Origin of the sequence: Sodalis sp. RH20 (assembly GCF_047324205.1) — a bacterium.
Taxonomy (GTDB): Bacteria; Pseudomonadota; Gammaproteobacteria; order Enterobacterales; family Enterobacteriaceae; genus Acerihabitans.
Map to the genome: position 1 here is coordinate 5,198,554 of NZ_CP178733.1, position 17,393 is coordinate 5,215,946.

Here is a 17,393-nt window from a genome sequence, read left to right on the forward strand (position 1 = left end):
TTAATCCAAACCGGGGCGGGTTACCTATGGCAAAGGTTTCAGCGCCGGGTCTGGCTGCGGGACGGGCTGCGCCTGCTGCGGGGCTTGCAGCGATAGGTTGATGGATTCCTGGCGCATTTGCGTGGCCTCTTCCGGCAGACGCAGGCGATCGAGCACATCGGCCAGCCAGGCGTAGTCATGGGCGTCCGGACGCTGGGCAAGCGCGGCGCGGAACGCGTCGGCGGCGGCCTGCCATTCGCCGCGCTTCATCAAGAGCTGGCCCATGGTGCTGTTAAGCAATGGGGACGCGCCCTGCTGCTTGATCTGCTGGCGCAGTACTTTTTCCAGCTGCTCCGGATCGCCGGTTTTCAGGCGCGGCACCAGCAACAGCAGCTGTTCGTTGTAATGGTCCTTCAATCCCTTGACGATAATAGCCTGGGCGGTTTCATGATCGTTGCAGACGATCAGATGTTCCGCCAGCGCGATCTGTAGTTGGGGATCGTTGCGGGTGCGGCGGCTTTGATTGCGCCACCAGCTATTCAGGCCCTCGCTGCCCTCGTTCTCCATGATCTGGTCCATCAATCCGCTGTAGGCCTGGTGCTCCAGCGACTGGATTTTACTCTCTTCATAGACCCGCACTTTGCGCATGGCCGGCAGGATATCCAGCAGCGCCTGCCAGGCGCGGGTACGGATAAACGCCTGCTCGGCGAGGCGCAGCACCTCCGGATGACGCGGAGCGATCTCCAGCAAACGGTCGGCGCCGTGACGGGCGGCATGGTTTTCATTGCGCGCCAACTGGATGCGCACCCGGGTGATATCCACCGGCAGCTGATCGTTATCCGCCGCCTCCATGGCCCGCTCCAGATGCTGGTTGGCGCGAATATCGTCGCCCCGTTGCTGCGCCGCCTCGGCGGCCAGCAGGTAATTGACCACTGGCTGATCGGCGTGGTCGGCGTTGCGGGTCAGCAATTTTTCCACCTGCCGGTAATCGCCTTCCGCCAGTTTCATCAGCGCGGCTTTGGTATGTTTGCGGGCGCGGTGGTTTTTACGCACCAGGAACCAGCGGCGGGTACGCGCGCCGGTACGGAAAACGCGCCGCAACACCCACTCCACGATAAACAGCGCCACCAGCGCCACGATCAGGATAATCACCAGACCGGTCACGCTGGTCTCGATATTGTAGTTATCGGTCTGGATCAGTACATAACCCTGATGGCCGGCGATAATCGGCCCGATCACAATCCCGGCAATCAGCAGGATGAACAGCAACAATACGCGTAGCATCGTTTATTCTCCCTGAGCGGCGGCGGCGGGGGCATTAGCAACCGCGGCCGACGGCTGCGCCAGCAGGTTGCGCACGCGCGTCTGCACCAGTTTCTCCAGCAGCGGCTGGCTGCTTAACTGTGCCGGCACATCCATGGTGATATTCTGCTGGCTCAGGTCGTCCAGTTCGCTGAGAAAGGCGCGGGTATTGGCATCATCGGCGTCGAAATAGGCGCGTACCCAGGTAGAGACGCTTTCCAGGGATTGCCGGTAGATTTCATTTTGGTGGCGCGGCACCGCTTGCGCCGCAATCAGCAGGCGCGAGCGGATATTTTCACGCAGGTAGATATCCTGGTTTGGCGCCAGCAGCGGCTCGGCGCTGGTATCGCGACGGCGGATGGTAATAAAGTCATTCATAAAGTTGTGCCAGCTTTTGCTGAGGTTTTGCCGCCATTCACGCACCGAGCTTGACAGCTCGCTGCCGCCGTCGCTGTCCATGGGGGATTCATCGCTGTCGTTGTCGGCCAGACGCAGGTTGTCCACCTGGTTTGACAACTGATTCACTTTCAGAATAATCCCGTCAAAATCCACCTGGCTGACGCCTGAGAGGGCGGCAATATCCTCGGTTATGGCGCGACGCACGTTCATCAGGCTGGGATCGTTCATATCCGCCAGGCTGGCATCGGCGCTCTTGAGCAGCGCGCCGGCGGTGACGATATCCTGATCGCTCCAGAGCTTGCGGCCGGCCTGCTTGACCAGGAAATCCGCCTGGGCCAATAGCCAGGTATTGGCATCGGAGCCGGAGATGGTGGCGACTTTATCACGCAATTCGCTTAACTGCCTGTCCTGGACGGCCGCCTGCTGCTGGGCGGCGCCAAGCTGCCGGCCCTGCTGCTGCAACGCCGCCTGGGATTGCTGCTGCTGCTGTTGCTGCGCCTGCTGCAATGCCTCGATGCGGGATTGCAGCTGTTGATTCAGCGCGTTTTGCGTTTTTGCCTGCCGGACGCCGTACATATAGAGCGCGGCGGCCAGCAGCAGGGACAGGATAATGGCGATAGCCGCCAGGATGACGCCTAGGGGCTTTTTGCCGCTCTTGGGGGCCTTCGTCCCGCCGACCGGAGGATTGGCCTTGGCGGTACCCGCCGCCGTATCGCCGGGCGCGAATGACGAGGGCTTAGGCGTATCCGCCGCCCGGGTTGCATCTTCCTGCGGAGTCGTTGGAGTAGTGTGTTCCGTCATATTGGCCTATCCCATGATTAGATTTAGAGCAGCACACGCATAAGCGCATCGTTGTCTGCCGCGTTTGCTACGACGATGTCCGTCCAGCCCAATTGGCGGGCTAAAGCCCCGATTCGTTCACTCACCACGACCAGCCGGCATTGCAACAGCCATGAGACGCGATAGTACTCAGGAATTAAAGTATAGAATTGTTGTAACATTTCGCCGCTGGTAATGATCAAAGTATTGATGCCCAGTTGCTGACAGCGCCGGCTTTGCTGCTCGCCGTCGTAATGCACCGGGCTGCGCTGATAGCATTCACAATACGCGACCTCGGCGCCACGTTGCCGCAACGTCTCCTCCAGTACTTCCCGCCCGCCGTTGCCGCGCAGGATCAGCGCCCGCAATCCGGCGACGCGCTGTAGCGACGGCAGGCGCAGCAGATGTTCGCTGCTTTCGCCGTCGTGGGGGTAATCCACCGGCAGGCCGGAGGCGGTGTGCATCAGCAGGCCGCTGGTGCGGCCGACCGCGAGGTATTGCAGCGTTTCCGGCCAGGACAGGCCCCGACGGGTCAGAAACGGGTGGGCATAATTGACCGCGTGTTTCGAGACGATAAACACCAGATCGCCCGGCCGCAGCGCGCCCAGGCGTTCGGGCAGCCGGGCCAGTTCGTCTCCGGGGGCAAAATCAATCAGCGGCAGGTGCCAGGCGGATCGGCCGCGCGCGCGCAAGCGGTTCACCAGCTCTTCGCCGGCGGGGGACGGGCGCGTGACCAGGATGCTCATTGCGGCGAATCCTGGTTTTCCGCCGCATAGACCTGATCGAGGATTTCCCGGGCGCCCTGCCTGAGCAACTCCTCCGCCAGGCGGATACCCAACGCTTCCGCTTCCTCCAGGGGGGCGCTGCTTTCGGCGCGGATAACCCTGCCGCCGTCGGGGCTGCCCACCAGCGCGCGTAGCCAGATCCGGTCGCCCTGGATTTCGGCGTAGCTGCCGATAGGCACCTGGCAACCGCCGTCAAGACGGGCGTTCATGGCGCGCTCCGCGCTGATGCGAGTGGCGGTGGCGCGGTGATGCAGCGGGGCCAGCAGCGCGCGGGTACGTCGGTCGTCCAGACGGCATTCCACGCCGACCGCCCCCTGGCCGACAGCGGGCAGGCACAGCTCGGGTTCCAGCGGCGTACGGATGCGATCCTGCAGATCCAGGCGCTTCAGTCCGGCCACCGCCAGGATGATCGCATCGTATTCGCCCCGATCCAGCCTGGCCAGGCGCGTGCCCACGTTGCCGCGCAGATCGCGGATCACCAGATCCGGACGGCGTTCCCGTACCTGGCACTGCCGGCGCAGGCTGGACGTGCCCACCACGGCGCCCGGCGGCAGCTCGTCCAGGCTGGCGTAGGCCGGGGAGACGAAGGCGTCGCGGGGATCCTCGCGCTCACAAATGGTCACCAGCCCCAGCCCGTCGGGGAATGAGACGGTCACGTCCTTCATGGAGTGCACGGCGATATCGGCGCGATCCTCAAGCAGGGCGCGCTCCAGCTCCTTGATAAAAAGCCCTTTGCCGCCCACCTTGGCCAGCGGCGTATCCAGCAAAATGTCGCCGCGGGTCACCATGGGTACCAGTTCCACCCGTAAATCGGGATGATGAAGCTGCAGCTGGCGCTGAACATACTGTGCTTGCCATAGCGCCAGCGGGCTCTGCCGGGTGGCGATGCGTATCAGGGTATCTTGCATTCTGGGTTACCGTTTCTCACATTCTTTAACCATTCTACCATCGATAGTAAAACGCTGTAAGTTATCAGGATCCGGTGATGGCGGCATGGGGTGAAGTGCCGATAATCGGGAATTAAAGGTTGCCGCGGGGAAAAGTGTTATAATTAACGGGTAGCTTAACTTTCTTTACGGTCAAACAGCAAGGTGTTAAATTGATCACGTTTCCAGCAATTACCGGCCGACCCATCTTCAAAACAACACTCCGGCCGGGTATGGAAATAGGCTCTTAGGCACCGGGATAACCAGGCGAGACGTCTTGTACTTCTACATCGAGACATTGAAACAGAGACTGGACGCGATCAACCAATTACGGGTGGATCGGGCGTTGGCGGCCATGGGGCCGGCCTTTCAGCAAGTCTACAGTCTGCTGCCAACCTTATTACATTATCATCATCCAATGCTTCCGGGTTACCTAGAAGGTAACGTTCCGTGCGGCGTTTGCTTCTACACGTGCGATGAAAGCCAGGCCGCCTGGATAGCCGATATCGAGCGCCAGTCCGGGCAGCCGATGGTGACGCCCGCCAGCGGGGAAAGGCCGATCACCGGGGTTTACTCCATGGGCAGCACCTCGTCCATCGGGCAGAACGCCAATTCCGACCTGGATATCTGGGTCTGCCATCAGTCCTGGCTGGATAACGAAGAACGTTATCAGTTGCAGCGCAAATGCGCCCTGCTGGAAAAATGGGCCGGCACCAAGGGCGTGGACGTCAACTTCTTCCTGATTGATGAAAACCGCTTCCGCCATAACGAAAGCGGCAGCCTGGGTGATGAAGACTGCGGTTCCACCCAGCATATCCTGTTGCTGGACGAATTCTACCGCACCGCGGTGCGCATGGCCGGCAAGCGCATTTTATGGAATATGGTGCCGGGCGACGAAGAAGAGCATTATGACGATTACGTCATGTCGCTTTATGCCCGCGGCGCGCTGACCCCCAATGAATGGCTCGATCTGGGCGGGCTGGGCACGCTGTCCGCCGAAGAATATTTCGGCGCCAGCCTGTGGCAACTGTATAAAAGCATCGATTCCCCGTACAAAGCGGTGCTCAAGACCCTGCTGCTGGAAGCCTATTCCTGGGAATATCCCCATACCCAGCTGCTGGCCATGAATATCAAGCAGCATTTGCACGACGGCGAGATAGTCTCCTACGGCCTCGATCCTTATTGCATGATGCTCGAGCGCGTGACCCACTACCTGACCCAGATTAACGACACCACCCGGCTGGACCTGGTGCGGCGCTGTTTCTACCTCAAGGTCTGCGAAAAGCTCTCGCTGACGCCTGAAAGCGTCGTCTGGCGCCGCGAGATCCTAAGCCAGCAGGTCAAGGAGTGGGGCTGGGACGAAGCGCGCCTGAGCATGCTCGACGACCGCGCCAACTGGAAAATCGGCCAGGTGCGTGAGGCGCATAACGAACTGCTCGACGCCATGATGCAAAGCTACCGTAACCTGATTCGCTTTGCGCGCCGCAATAACCTGAGCGTCAGCGCCAGCCCGCAGGATATCGGGGTGCTGACCCGTAAACTCTACGCGGCGTTTGAAGCGCTGCCGGGCAAGGTGACGCTGATTAACCCGCAGATCTCCCCCGATCTGTCCGAACCGAACCTCACGTTTATCCATGTGCCCCAGGGCCGGGCCAACCGGGCCGGCTGGTACCTGTATAACCAGTCGCCGGCGATGGAATCCATCATCAGCCACCAGCCGCTGGAATATAACCGCTACCTGAACAAGCTGGTGGCCTGGGCGTGGTTTAACGGCCTGCTGACCGAAAAGACCCAGTTGCATATCAAGGGCAGCGACCTGTGCGATCTGCCCCGGCTGCAGGAACTGGTGGCGGATGTGTCGCGCAATTTCCCGCTGCGGGTGCCGGCGCCGACGCCCAAGGCGCTCTACAGCCCCTGCGAAATCCGCCATCTGGCGATCATCGTCAACCTTGAACACGATCCGACCGCGGTTTTCCGCAACCAGGTGGTGCATTTTGATTTCCGCAAGCTGGACGTGTTCAGCTTCGGCCAACAGCAGGAGTGCCTGGTGGGCAGTATCGACCTGCTGTACCGCAATTCGTGGAATGAGGTGCGCACCCTGCATTTCAACGGCGAGCAGGCGGTACTGGAAGCGTTGAAAACCATCCTCGGCAAGATGCATCAGGACGCCGCGCCGCCTGATACGGTGGAAGTGTTCTGCTACAGCCAGCATTTGCGCGGACTTATCCGCACCCGGGTGCAGCAATTGGTGGCGGATTGCATCGAACTGCGTCTATCCAGCACCCGCCAGGATCCGGCGCGGTTTAAAGCGGTCCGGGTAGCCGGCCAGACCTGGGGATTGTTTTTTGAACGCCTGAGTGTCTCGGTGCAGAAACTGGAAAACGCCATTGAATTTTACGGCGCCATTTCCAACAATAAGCTGCATGGCCTGTCGATCCAGATGGAAACGGAAAAAATTCATTTACCGCCGGTGGTGGACGGTTTCGCCAGCGAAGGCATAATCCAGTTCTTTTTTGAAGACAGCGCCGACGACCAGGGCTTTAACATTTATATCCTGGACGAGACCAACCGGGTCGAGGCTTACCACCATTGCGAAGGCAGCAAGGAAGAGCTGGTGCGCGATGTGAGCCGTTTTTATTCGTCGTCCCACGACCGCTTCACCTACGGTTCCAGCTTTATCAACTTCAACCTGCCGCAGTTTTACCAGATTGTGCAGCTGGACGGCCGTATCCAGGTGGTGCCGTTTCGCAGCAGCGTACTGTCCCATTTGTGCGCGCCGGCCTATGAGCATGACGCGTCGTCACTGCCGCAGCAGGCACGGTTGAACTAGCCGTCCCGCCCGTGTGGCGCGCCTGTTTCCCCCCGCCGATGCCCGGCGCCCGGCGGCGCCGGCATTCGATTCCTATTGCTTTTCAGCATCTAACTGCGATGATAGTTAGCCTGAAAGTATGAATAACAGGTAGCTAAGCGCATGAAAAACCCGTTACGCCTTATTACCCTGGCGTTTTTAGTTCTGGGATTGAACGGATGTGGGCTGAAAGGTCCGCTATATTACCCGCCGGCCGAGAAAACCACCGCCAAACCGAAACCCGCCAGGACGGTTACGCCAACGCCTGTGCAAACCGCGAATCCCGGCGGCGCCTCGACGTCGGCGCAGCCGTAACCGCGATTCAGTCGCATCGGCTTTAGAGACGCGCTATGCTGCGCGTAAGGTTACTCAGCGGAGTGAATTATGCAGTTTTCCAAAATGCACGGTCTGGGAAACGACTTTATGGTCGTGGACGCCGTGACGCAAAATGTCTACTTTTCGCCGGAGCTGATCCGTCGCCTGGCGGACCGGCATTATGGCGTCGGGTTCGACCAACTGCTGGTAGTGGAGCCTCCCTACGACCCGGAACTGGATTTTCATTACCGTATTTTTAACGCCGACGGCAGCGAAGTGGCGCAATGCGGCAACGGCGCGCGGTGTTTTGCCCGTTTTGTCAGGATGAAAAGTTTAACCAACAAACGTGAAATACACGTCAGTACCCAAACCGGCCGTATGATATTAACCATTACCGATGATGAACTGGTAAGGGTCAATATGGGCGAACCCAATTTTGACCCGCAGATGGTGCCCTTCCGCGCCACCAAGGCGGAAAAGACCTATATCATGCGGGTGGCGGAGCAAACCGTGCTGTGCGGCGTGGTATCCATGGGCAATCCCCACTGCGTGATAACGGTGGAGGATATCGATACCGCGCCGGTGGAGACGCTGGGGCCGCTGCTTGAAAACCACGAGCGTTTCCCGGAGCGGGCGAACATCGGTTTTATGCAGGTGATAGACCCGCAGCACATCCGCCTGCGGGTTTACGAGCGCGGCGCCGGGGAAACACGCGCCTGCGGCAGCGGCGCCTGCGCGGCGGTGGCCATCGGCATCCAGCAGGCGCTGCTGGCGGAGCGCGTCAGCGTCGACCTGCCGGGCGGCACGCTGGACATCAGCTGGAAAGGACCGGGCAATCCGCTGTATATGACCGGGCCGGCAACCCATATCTACGACGGATTTATACATCTATGAAGCATGTCGGGGAACAACTGGAGACCGCGGCGCGGCTGGACGACAGCACGGTGGCGCAATTTCTGCTGGAAAACCCGGATTTTTTTATCCGCAACGCTTGCCAGGTCGAGCAGATGCGCGTGCCCCATGTCAACCGGGGCAGCGTTTCCCTGCTGGAGTGGCAGCTGGCCCGCCAGCGTAATCATATCCGCCAACTGGAGGAAGAGATTACCCTGTTGATGGAGCAGGCGAGCGCCAACGAACAGCTGTTTAACCGGCTGTTGCATCTGCAGTCCGATCTGGCGGCCGCCGACAGCCTGCTGGATATGCTTAACCGCCTGCAGCGCTGGGCGCGCGGCCTGGGCTTGTCCGGGGCGCATGTCAGGCTGTTCACCGATAAATGGTATATCGGCGCACCGTCGGATTTTACCCACCTGGGCATTTCCCGCACCGCGTTTGAGCCCCTGCGCATCCAGCGGCTGGGGCAGGGCAACCATTATCTGGGCGGCCTGAACGGCCCCGAACTGCTGCAGCTGTTGCCCCAGGCGCGGCAGGTCGGCTCGGTGGCGATTTCCCTGATGGGGGAAAAAGGCGACCTGGGCGTGCTGACCTTTACCAGCCGCGACAGCCAGCATTATCAGTCCGGCATGGGCACGGTGCTGTTACAGCAACTGGCCATCCTGCTGCCCGGCCTGCTGGCCCGCTGGGTCGGGCGTTCATGACCCTCCAGGTCTCGCCGCTGCGCCCGGAGGTGGATGCGTTTTTGCGCTACCTGCGGGTAGAGCGGCAGCTCAGTCCGCTGACGCAGTCCAGTTACGATCGCCAGTTAACCGCATTGATCGATATAGCCGGCGAGCTGGGCCTGACCGCCTGGCCCCAGCTCGACGTGACCCATGTCCGCGCGATGGCCACCCGCAGCAAACGCCGCGGTCTGCAGGCCGCCAGCCTGGCGCTGCGGCTCTCGGCGCTGCGCAGCTTTCTCGACTGGCTGGTCGGACGCGGCGAGTTGAAGGCCAATCCGGCCAAAGGCGTGCCGGCGCCGCGCAGCGGCCGCCACCTGCCGAAAAACATGGATGTGGACGAAGTGAACCGTCTGCTGGATATCAATACCGACGATCCGCTGGCGGTACGGGATCGTGCCATGCTGGAACTGATGTATGGCGACGGCCTGCGTTTGGCGGAGCTGGTCAACCTGGACCGCGGCCATATCGATTTGGCGGCGGGCGAAGTCTGGGTGGTGGGCAAGGGCAACAAAGAACGCAAGCTGCCGCTGGGCAAGACCGCCATCGTCTGGCTGGAGCACTGGCTGGCGCTGCGTGAGCGGTTCGCCCCGGTGGATAACGCGGTATTTGTCGCCAGGACCGGCAAGCGCATCTCCATGCGCAACGTGCAAAAGCGTTTTGCCGAGTGGGGCGTCAAACAGGGACTGGAGAGCCATGTCCATCCGCATAAGCTGCGCCATTCGTTCGCCACCCATATGCTGGAATCCAGCGGCAACCTGCGCGCGGTACAGGAATTGCTCGGCCACGCCAATGTATCCACCACCCAGATCTATACCCACCTTGATTTCCAGCACCTGGCATTGGTTTACGATGCGGCGCATCCACGAGCCAAACGAGGTAAAAGCTGATGCATTTTTATCGCCCCCTGCGCGAGATTCGCGCATTGACCTTCGATCTGGACGACACGCTGTATGATAACCGTCCGGTTATCGCCCGTACCGAGCGGGAATCGACGCTTTTCCTGCAACGGTACCATCCGGCGCTGAAAGATCTGGACGCCGGCCACTTCCAGCGCATCCGCGCCGAGCTGCGCCGGCGCGAGCCGGATATCTACCATGACGTCAGCCAGTGGCGCTGGCGCGCGGTCGAGCTGACCATGCGCAACCAGGGGCTGGACGCGCGCGCGGCCCGGGCCGGCGCGGACGCCTTTATGGCGAGTTTTGCCCGCTGGCGCAGCGACATCGATGTGCCGGCCGACACCCACCGGACCTTAAGCGCTTTGGGCGAACGCTGGCCGCTGGTGGCCATCACCAACGGCAACGCCTCCCCCGAGGCCTGCGGGCTGGGCGGCTATTTTGCTTTTGTGCTGCGCGCCGGCCCCGACGGACGCGCCAAACCGTACCGGGACATGTATCATATCGCGGCGCAAAGGCTGGGGCTGGCGCCGGAAAACATCCTGCACGTCGGTGATGATTTAACCGCCGATATCACCGGCGCCGTCGCTTCGGGCCTGCAGGCGTGCTGGGTAAACGATCGCGGCGGCAATTTTTTCCAGGCCGCGGATGCCCGTTTGTTGCCTCATATTGAAATTTCGCAGTTGGCTTCCCTGACAGCCTTGTTATAATCCTCACTATGTCTGTATAAATAACCAGTACCTTAACGCCGGATAAAGAAGGCCTTCTATGGACGTTTCCGATCTGCTCAACAGCCTGAACGACAAACAGCGCGAAGCCGTAGCGGCGCCGCGCGGCAATTTGCTGGTCCTGGCGGGCGCCGGCAGCGGCAAAACGCGGGTATTGGTGCATCGCATCGCCTGGCTGCTGTCGGTGGAGAACTGCTCGCCCTATTCTATCCTGTCGGTGACCTTTACCAACAAGGCGGCGGCGGAAATGCGCCATCGCATCGAACATCTGATCGGCACCGCCCAGGGCGGCATGTGGATCGGCACCTTCCATGGCCTGGCCCACCGCCTGCTGCGCGCCCATCATATGGACGCCAATCTGCCGCAGGATTTCCAGATCCTCGACAGCGAGGACCAGCTGCGGCTGCTCAGGCGCATTATCCGCGCGCTCAATATCGACGAGAAGCAATGGCCGCCGCGCCAGGCCATGTGGTATATCGGCGGCAAAAAAGACGAGGGCCTGCGCCCGCAGCATGTGGAGAGCTACGGCAACCCCGTGGAGGCCACCTGGCTGCGCATCTACCAGGCCTACCAGGAAGCCTGCGATCGCGCGGGGCTGGTGGATTTTGCCGAACTGCTGCTGCGCGCCCACGAGCTGTGGCTGAACAAACCCCATATTCTCAAGCACTACCGCGAACGCTTCAGTAATATCCTGGTGGACGAATTCCAGGACACCAACCGCATCCAGTATGCCTGGATAAGGCTCCTGGCCGGCGATAGCGGCAATGTCATGATTGTCGGCGACGACGATCAGTCAATCTACGGCTGGCGCGGCGCGCAGGTGGAGAATATCCAGCGCTTCCTGGATGATTTTCCCGGCGCCCACACCGTGCGCCTGGAGCAGAACTACCGCTCCACCAGCAATATCCTCAAAGCGGCCAATGCCCTCATCGCCCATAACGGCGGCCGGCTGGGGAAAAACCTTTGGACCGAGGACGCCGAGGGCGAGCCGATTTCGGTTTACTGCGCGTTCAACGAGCTGGACGAGGCGCGCTTTGTGGTCAACCGCATCCGCACCTGGCAGGAAACGGGCAATGCGCTTAGCGACAGCGCTATCCTCTATCGCAGCAACGCCCAGTCCCGGGTGCTGGAAGAGGCGCTGTTGCAAAACGCCATGCCTTACCGCATTTACGGCGGCCAGCGCTTTTTTGAACGCCAGGAAATCAAGGACGCGCTGGCCTACCTGCGCCTGATCGCCAACCGGAATGACGACGCGGCGTTCGAGCGCGTGGTCAACACCCCGACGCGCGGCATCGGCGACCGTACGCTGGACGTGGTGCGCCAGGCGGCCCGGGATCGGCAACTGACCCTCTGGCAGGCAACCCGCGAGTTATTGCGCGATCGGGTGCTGGCCGGGCGCGCCGCGTCGGCCATGCAGCGCTTTGTCGAACTGGTGGATGCCCTGGCGGAGGAAACGGTCGACCTGCCGCTGCATGTGCAAACGGACCGGGTGATCAGGAACTCGGGCCTGTGGATCATGTATGAGCAGGAAAAGGGCGAGAAGGGCCAGGCGCGCATCGAAAACCTGGAGGAACTGGTGACCGCCACGCGGCAGTACAGCTACCAGGATGAAGACCAGGATTTGATGCCGCTGCAGGCGTTTTTATCCCACGCCGCCCTGGAGGCGGGGGAAGGACAGGCCCATGCCAACCAGGACGCGGTGCAGCTGATGACCCTGCATTCCGCCAAGGGGCTGGAATTCCGCCAGGTGTTTATCGTCGGCATGGAGGAGGGCATGTTCCCAAGCCAAATGTCCCTGGACGAGGGTGGTCGGCTGGAGGAAGAGCGCCGCCTGGCCTATGTGGGCGTCACCCGCGCCATGGAAAAGCTGACCATCACCTACGCGGAAACCCGCCGGCTGTACGGCAAGGAGGCCTTTCACCGGCCCTCGCGATTTGTCGGCGAACTGCCCGAGGAATGTATCGAGGAGGTGCGGCTGCGCGCAAGCGTCACCCGGCCGGCCAACCATCAGCGCATGGGTACCCCGGTCAGTGAAAACGACAGCGGATTTACGCTGGGGCAGCGGGTGCGCCATCCCAAGTTCGGCGAAGGCACGGTGATAAACCTCGAGGGCACCGGCGAGCACAGCCGGTTGCAGATTGCTTTCCAGGGTCAGGGCATCAAGTGGCTGGTGGCGGCTTACGCCCGCCTGGAAACGGTATAATCCCCCTGGTTTCGGCTAACGGGTCCGTTCACGCGCGGTTACTGATTAAATCAGCCGATCGTACGCGAAATATACAGTTTTGCGCCGCTTGCGTATTGACAGTCTTTTTCATCTCGGCGTAACATGCGCGCACTATTATGATTAGAGGATTACGCCTTGGACGCCCCCAGTAGATACTGGCTCGTTAATCTGTTTATCAGGTACACCCACTAAGGCTATCCCTATTGCTGATGGCCTCAGTGGTTGTCAGCGACCCGCGTTTATGTGTCGCTCTGAGTCAGATCTGTGATGGTCTGAAACTTGCCGGTGACATTCTCACCCCCGGTTTCTGCTTTCTAATGCGTTTCCCGATTGTCACCGCTAAGGAAGCTATGGCGTATGCTTAACGCGTTTAAATTGGATCACAATCGCTTGTCCCGCCTTGAGCTGGATGAAGCCGACAGGTTAGCTGATTCCGTCTGGGTGGATCTGATTGAACCCGGCAACGATGAGCGGGACCGGGTGCAGGATGAGCTGGGCCAAAGCCTGGCGACCCGGCTGGACCTGGAGGATATCGAGGCGTCGGCGCGTTTTTTCGAAGACGAAGACGGGCTGCATATCCACTCCTTCTTTTTTTACGAGGACGCCGAAGACCACGCCGGCAACGCCACCGTGGCGTTCACCATCCGCGACGGGCGCCTCTATACCCTGCGCGAGCGGGAGCTGCCCGCATTCCGCCTCTACCGCATGCGCGCCCGCAGCCAGCGGCTTACCGACGGCAACGCCTACGAGCTGCTGCTGGATCTGTTTGAAACGAAAATCGAGCAGTTGGCCGACGAAATAGAAAATATCTACAGCGATCTGGAAGCTTTGAGCCTGGTTATTATGGAAGGGCACCAGGGCGACGAGTACGACGAGGCGCTTTCCACCCTGGCGGAGCTGGAAGACGTCGGCTGGAAGGTACGGCTGTGCCTTATGGATACCCAGCGCGCCCTCAACTTCCTGGTGCGCAAGGCGCGGCTGCCGTCGGGACAGCTGGAGCAGGCGCGGGAAATCCTGCGCGATATCGAGTCCCTGCTGCCCCACAACGAATCGCTGTTCCAGAAGGTGAACTTCCTGATGCAGGCGGCGATGGGGTTTATCAATATCGAGCAAAACCGCATCATCAAAATCTTCTCGGTGGTCTCGGTGGTGTTCCTGCCTCCCACCCTGGTGGCCTCCAGCTACGGCATGAATTTCACCTTTATGCCCGAGCTGAAATGGTCGTTTGGTTATCCCGGCGCCATCGGTCTGATGATCCTGGCGGGACTGGCGCCTTATCTCTACTTTAAGCGCAAGAACTGGCTATAGCGGCGGCGGTTCAACGGATATTATTGTACGATAAATGATTGCCCCGCCGGGCGAATATGATAAAACAGGATGGCCTGGCTAAAACATCCTGCTTTAGCGCACCTGATAAACGTTGCGAACGTTGCCGATGAAACATTTGCCGCTTACCGCCCAATGGGCCGTGTTACTGTTTTGCTCGCTGTCCCTGGGATTTACCCTGCAATATTTCCACTTCCCGGCCGCCCTGCTGATGGGACCGATGCTGGTGGGCGTGGTCATGGCGCTCTGCGGCGCCACCATTGATATTCCCCCGCGCATTTTTGTCGGCTGCCAGGCGGTTCTGGGCTGCATGATAGCCCTGACCCTCTCCCCCACGATCCTACATGTCCTCATTTCCGACTGGCTGCTGGTGCTGATTGTGCTGGCGCTGACCCTGTTGGCCAGCGGCCTGTCGGGCTGGCTTCTGGTGCGGTTTAGCAGCCTGCCTGGCCCTACCGGGGCCTGGGGCGCGTCTCCGGGCGGGGCGTCGGCCATGGTGGCCATGGCGGGGGAGTTCGGCGCGGATGTGCGGCTGGTGGCGTTCATGCAGTATCTGCGCGTGCTGTTTGTGGCGGCGGCGGCGGCCCTGGTGGCGCATATCAGCATGGGGGAACAGGGTGTCGCGGCGGCGGACGTAATATGGTTTCCGGCGCTCGATTACCGTTTTGCCGCCACCCTGGCCATTGCCGTCGCCGGCGCCTGGCTGGGGCGGAAACTGCATATTCCCGCCGGCGCGCTGCTGATTCCTATGCTGGCCGGCGCCGCCCTGCACATCACCGGCACGCTGACGATGCAGGTGCCGGAATGGCTGTTGGCGCTGGCCTATGCGTTTATCGGCTGGACCGTCGGGCTACGCTTTACCCCCGCCATTGTGATGCTGGCGTTAAAAACGCTGCCGCAGATGGTGGCGTCCATCGTGGGATTAATTCTGTTATGCGGGTTTATGGCCTGGGTGCTGACGCTGGTGCTGCCGGTGGATCTGCTCACCGCCTATCTCGCCACCAGCCCCGGCGGGCTGGATACCGTGGCGATTATCGCCGCGGGCAGCCACGCCGATATCGGTTTTGTCATGGCGATGCAAAGCCTGCGGCTGTTCTCGATTTTATTGATCGGCCCGGCCATGGCGCGCTTTATCTCCCGCCACGCCGTGCCGCCCATGACGTGATTTTTGCTGCGTGAGCGCCGCGTCAAAGATAAACACCGCCAGCGCCAGCCAGATAAATCCAAAGGCGAACAGCTTATCCTCCGTCATGGCTTCGCCGTAAAACACCACCGCCAGCAGGAACATCAGCGTCGGGCCGAGATACTGGAAAAAGCCCAGCGTCGAGAGGCGCAGATTGTTGGCGGCGGCGGCAAACAGCAGCAGCGGTATTGTGGTGATAATGCCCGCCGCCACCAGCAGCATATTGAGCTGCCACGGATTGGCGCTCAAATGGCTGGTGGGGCTGTCGGCGAAGATAAAGAGATACCAGGCGCCCGCCGGCAGCAGCCAGAGCGTTTCGATCAGCATGCCGGTCTGCGGGTCGACGCCCAGTTTTTTGCGCAGCAGGCCGTAAAACGCAAAGCTGAAGGCCAGGCCCAGGGCAATCCAGGGCAGCGAGCCGAATTTCCACAGCTGTATCAGCACGCCGCAGATGGCCAGGCCTACCGCCAGCCACTGCAATTTGCGAAAGCGCTCGCCGAGAAATACCATCCCCAGCAATATATTGACCAGCGGATTGATAAAATAGCCCAGGCTGGCTTCCAGCATATGGTGATGATTAACCGCCCAGATATACAGCAGCCAATTGCTGCCCACCAGCAATGACGTCACGCCCAGCAGCAGCGCCTTGGGTCGGCGGCATACCTCGCGCACCTGCCGCCATTTACGGCACAGGGTCAGCAACGCCAGCATAAAAAAAACCGACCAGATAATGCGGTGGGTAAGGATTTCCGTGGCGGGAACTTGTTGGATCAGTTTGAAATACGCCGGCGCCAACCCCCAGATAAGATACGCGCCCAGCGCGCATAGCACGCCCTGGCGCGTGGATGTTTCATTCATGGGTTAACCTGGTTAGCAAAAATAAGCTGGCCAGTATAAGCGAAAGTTATGACTTATTCACCTGCGGATCATCGCCGGCGCCTTCCCGCGGCGCAGGCGTTGATATGGCGCCGCAGGCGGCAGCCATAGGATTTTAAGTGCAAGCGATCGCTTACATGCATGTACGAATAGTGTGTAATTCGCTAAAAGAAATAGTTGATAGTGTGTAAAATGATCCGCTTGCATGGGTTTTATGCATTCTTACATTGCGCACTTCGGAGAAAAATATATGCGTAAGCTGTTGGGAGCCGCTGTTTTCTTTTTAGGATCAACGACGTTTGCGAATGCACAAGAAGCGACGGTGGTTAAAATCCACGACGCGCCGGCTGTCAGGGGCAGTATTATCGCTAATATGCTGCAGGAGCATGATAATGCTTTTGTGCTGTATCCGTATGAAAGCAATTTCGTCATGTACACCTATACCAGCGATATTAACAAAGAAGCCATTAAATCCTATGACTGGGCCGATGGCGCCCGCCGCGACGAACTGGACTTCCAGCTGAGCCTGGGCTTCCCGCTGTGGCGCGGCATCGCCGGGGATAATTCCGTATTGGGCGCGTCCTATACCCAGCATTCCTTTTGGCAGACGTCCAATACCGACGAATCGTCGCCGTTTCGTGAAACGAATTATGAACCCCAGCTGTTCCTCGGCTGGGCAACGGATTATGATTTTGCCGGCTGGACCCTGCGCGATATCGAAGTCGGCGTCAATCATCAGTCCAACGGCAGATCCGACCCCACCTCGCGCAGCTGGGACCGCGCCTACACCCGCCTGATGGCGCAAAACGGCAACTGGCAGGTGGAAGTGAAGCCCTGGTTTACCTTCGGTAGCACCGATGACAACCCTGATATCACCAAGTATTTGGGTTATTATCGGCTCAAGATAGGCTATGCGTGGGGTGAAAGCGTGTTCAGCGTTGAAAGCCACTACAACTGGAACAGCGGCTACGGCAGCGGCCAACTGGGCTGGAGTTATCCCATTTCCCGCCATGTGCGCTTTTATACCCAGGTATTCAGCGGGTACGGCGAGTCGCTCATCGATTATGATCACCGGCAAACCCGCGTCGGGGTCGGTTTTATGCTTAACGACTTTATGTAAGCCGGCAGGTATCCTTACAGGCGCCGGAATGTCCGGCGCATGAACGTAATAAAT

15 protein-coding genes are annotated in these 17,393 nt (G+C 60.1%); 10 read left to right on the forward strand and 5 right to left on the reverse strand.

The window, feature by feature from the left end:
* Positions 1-24: 24 nt before the first annotated feature.
* Genes hemY through hemC form a run of 4 tightly spaced genes read right to left on the reverse strand, consistent with a single transcriptional unit; the run spans position 25 to position 4,192 of the window.
* The gene (hemY, locus tag ACL2XM_RS23570) at positions 25-1,263 is read right to left on the reverse strand and encodes a protoheme IX biogenesis protein HemY (RefSeq protein WP_410013174.1); all 1,239 of its coding nucleotides are present in this window, start codon (positions 1,261-1,263) and stop codon (positions 25-27) included.
* Between the two features lie 3 nt (positions 1,264-1,266).
* Complete coding sequence (hemX, locus tag ACL2XM_RS23575) at positions 1,267-2,481, reverse strand: uroporphyrinogen-III C-methyltransferase (protein WP_410013175.1); 1,215 nt, start codon at positions 2,479-2,481, stop codon at positions 1,267-1,269.
* A 23-nt stretch (positions 2,482-2,504) separates the two neighbouring features.
* Entirely contained in the window at positions 2,505-3,245 is a 741-nt protein-coding gene (hemD, locus tag ACL2XM_RS23580; RefSeq protein ID WP_410013176.1) for a uroporphyrinogen-III synthase, read from the reverse strand.
* The gene (gene hemC / locus ACL2XM_RS23585) at positions 3,242-4,192 is read right to left on the reverse strand and encodes a hydroxymethylbilane synthase (RefSeq protein ID WP_410013177.1); all 951 of its coding nucleotides are present in this window, start codon (positions 4,190-4,192) and stop codon (positions 3,242-3,244) included. Before hemC ends, hemD begins: the two co-directional genes overlap by 4 nt.
* A gap of 295 nt (positions 4,193-4,487) precedes the next feature.
* Between hemC and ACL2XM_RS23590 the strand changes: the two genes are divergently transcribed.
* The 9 genes from ACL2XM_RS23590 to ACL2XM_RS23630 all read left to right on the forward strand — a co-directional run bounded on the left by ACL2XM_RS23590 (position 4,488) and on the right by ACL2XM_RS23630 (position 15,325).
* Entirely contained in the window at positions 4,488-7,040 is a 2,553-nt protein-coding gene (locus ACL2XM_RS23590; protein WP_413731717.1) for a class I adenylate cyclase, read from the forward strand.
* A 141-nt stretch (positions 7,041-7,181) separates the two neighbouring features.
* Positions 7,182-7,373, forward strand: a complete 192-nt coding sequence (lptM, locus tag ACL2XM_RS23595; protein ID WP_410013179.1) for an LPS translocon maturation chaperone LptM — start codon at positions 7,182-7,184, stop codon at positions 7,371-7,373.
* Positions 7,374-7,442: 69 nt separating this feature from the next.
* Positions 7,443-8,267: a diaminopimelate epimerase gene (dapF, locus tag ACL2XM_RS23600; RefSeq protein WP_410013180.1), complete on the forward strand. Its 825-nt coding sequence runs from the start codon at positions 7,443-7,445 to the stop codon at positions 8,265-8,267.
* Positions 8,264-8,968: a DUF484 domain-containing protein gene (locus tag ACL2XM_RS23605; RefSeq protein WP_410013181.1), complete on the forward strand. Its 705-nt coding sequence runs from the start codon at positions 8,264-8,266 to the stop codon at positions 8,966-8,968. Before dapF ends, ACL2XM_RS23605 begins: the two co-directional genes overlap by 4 nt.
* Positions 8,965-9,876 (forward strand): tyrosine recombinase XerC, encoded by a 912-nt coding sequence (xerC, locus tag ACL2XM_RS23610; RefSeq protein ID WP_410013182.1) that lies wholly within the window; start codon positions 8,965-8,967, stop codon positions 9,874-9,876. Before ACL2XM_RS23605 ends, xerC begins: the two co-directional genes overlap by 4 nt.
* Positions 9,876-10,592: a 5-amino-6-(5-phospho-D-ribitylamino)uracil phosphatase YigB gene (gene yigB / locus ACL2XM_RS23615; protein ID WP_413731718.1), complete on the forward strand. Its 717-nt coding sequence runs from the start codon at positions 9,876-9,878 to the stop codon at positions 10,590-10,592. The genes xerC and yigB overlap by 1 nt, the downstream gene beginning before the upstream one ends.
* A gap of 58 nt (positions 10,593-10,650) precedes the next feature.
* A complete protein-coding gene (gene uvrD / locus ACL2XM_RS23620; protein WP_410013184.1) occupies positions 10,651-12,813 on the forward strand; it encodes a DNA helicase II in 2,163 nt (720 codons plus the stop codon).
* Between the two features lie 378 nt (positions 12,814-13,191).
* Complete coding sequence (gene corA / locus ACL2XM_RS23625; protein ID WP_410013185.1) at positions 13,192-14,142, forward strand: magnesium/cobalt transporter CorA; 951 nt, start codon at positions 13,192-13,194, stop codon at positions 14,140-14,142.
* Positions 14,143-14,269: 127 nt separating this feature from the next.
* Positions 14,270-15,325, forward strand: coding sequence for an AbrB family transcriptional regulator (locus ACL2XM_RS23630; RefSeq protein ID WP_410013186.1), 1,056 nt, complete (start codon positions 14,270-14,272; stop codon positions 15,323-15,325).
* Here ACL2XM_RS23630 and rarD read toward each other — a convergent pair.
* The gene (gene rarD, locus ACL2XM_RS23635) at positions 15,263-16,201 is read right to left on the reverse strand and encodes an EamA family transporter RarD (protein WP_413731719.1); all 939 of its coding nucleotides are present in this window, start codon (positions 16,199-16,201) and stop codon (positions 15,263-15,265) included. The two genes, ACL2XM_RS23630 and rarD, sit on opposite strands and share 63 nt — an antisense overlap.
* Positions 16,202-16,469: 268 nt before the next feature.
* On the opposite strand from rarD, the gene pldA reads away from it, so the two are divergent.
* Positions 16,470-17,339 carry a phospholipase A gene (gene pldA / locus ACL2XM_RS23640; protein ID WP_410013188.1) on the forward strand — a complete coding sequence of 290 codons (870 nt, stop codon included), beginning with the start codon at positions 16,470-16,472 and terminating at the stop codon, positions 17,337-17,339.
* The last annotated feature ends 54 nt before the right edge of the window (positions 17,340-17,393 follow it).

Bases quoted from the DNA above. Each gene is read 5' to 3' on its own strand.
- hemY (WP_410013174.1), bottom strand. From the start codon at position 1,263: ATGCTACGCGTATTGTTGCTGTTCATCCTGCTGATTGCCGGGATTGTG.
- hemX (WP_410013175.1), bottom strand. From the start codon at position 2,481: ATGACGGAACACACTACTCCAACGACTCCGCAGGAAGATGCAACCCGG.
- hemD (WP_410013176.1), bottom strand. From the start codon at position 3,245: ATGAGCATCCTGGTCACGCGCCCGTCCCCCGCCGGCGAAGAGCTGGTG.
- hemC (WP_410013177.1), bottom strand. From the start codon at position 4,192: ATGCAAGATACCCTGATACGCATCGCCACCCGGCAGAGCCCGCTGGCG.
- lptM (WP_410013179.1), top strand. From the start codon at position 7,182: ATGAAAAACCCGTTACGCCTTATTACCCTGGCGTTTTTAGTTCTGGGA.
- dapF (WP_410013180.1), top strand. From the start codon at position 7,443: ATGCAGTTTTCCAAAATGCACGGTCTGGGAAACGACTTTATGGTCGTG.
- ACL2XM_RS23605 (WP_410013181.1), top strand. From the start codon at position 8,264: ATGAAGCATGTCGGGGAACAACTGGAGACCGCGGCGCGGCTGGACGAC.
- xerC (WP_410013182.1), top strand. From the start codon at position 8,965: ATGACCCTCCAGGTCTCGCCGCTGCGCCCGGAGGTGGATGCGTTTTTG.
- yigB (WP_413731718.1), top strand. From the start codon at position 9,876: ATGCATTTTTATCGCCCCCTGCGCGAGATTCGCGCATTGACCTTCGAT.
- uvrD (WP_410013184.1), top strand. From the start codon at position 10,651: ATGGACGTTTCCGATCTGCTCAACAGCCTGAACGACAAACAGCGCGAA.
- corA (WP_410013185.1), top strand. From the start codon at position 13,192: ATGCTTAACGCGTTTAAATTGGATCACAATCGCTTGTCCCGCCTTGAG.
- ACL2XM_RS23630 (WP_410013186.1), top strand. From the start codon at position 14,270: ATGAAACATTTGCCGCTTACCGCCCAATGGGCCGTGTTACTGTTTTGC.
- rarD (WP_413731719.1), bottom strand. From the start codon at position 16,201: ATGAATGAAACATCCACGCGCCAGGGCGTGCTATGCGCGCTGGGCGCG.
- pldA (WP_410013188.1), top strand. From the start codon at position 16,470: ATGCGTAAGCTGTTGGGAGCCGCTGTTTTCTTTTTAGGATCAACGACG.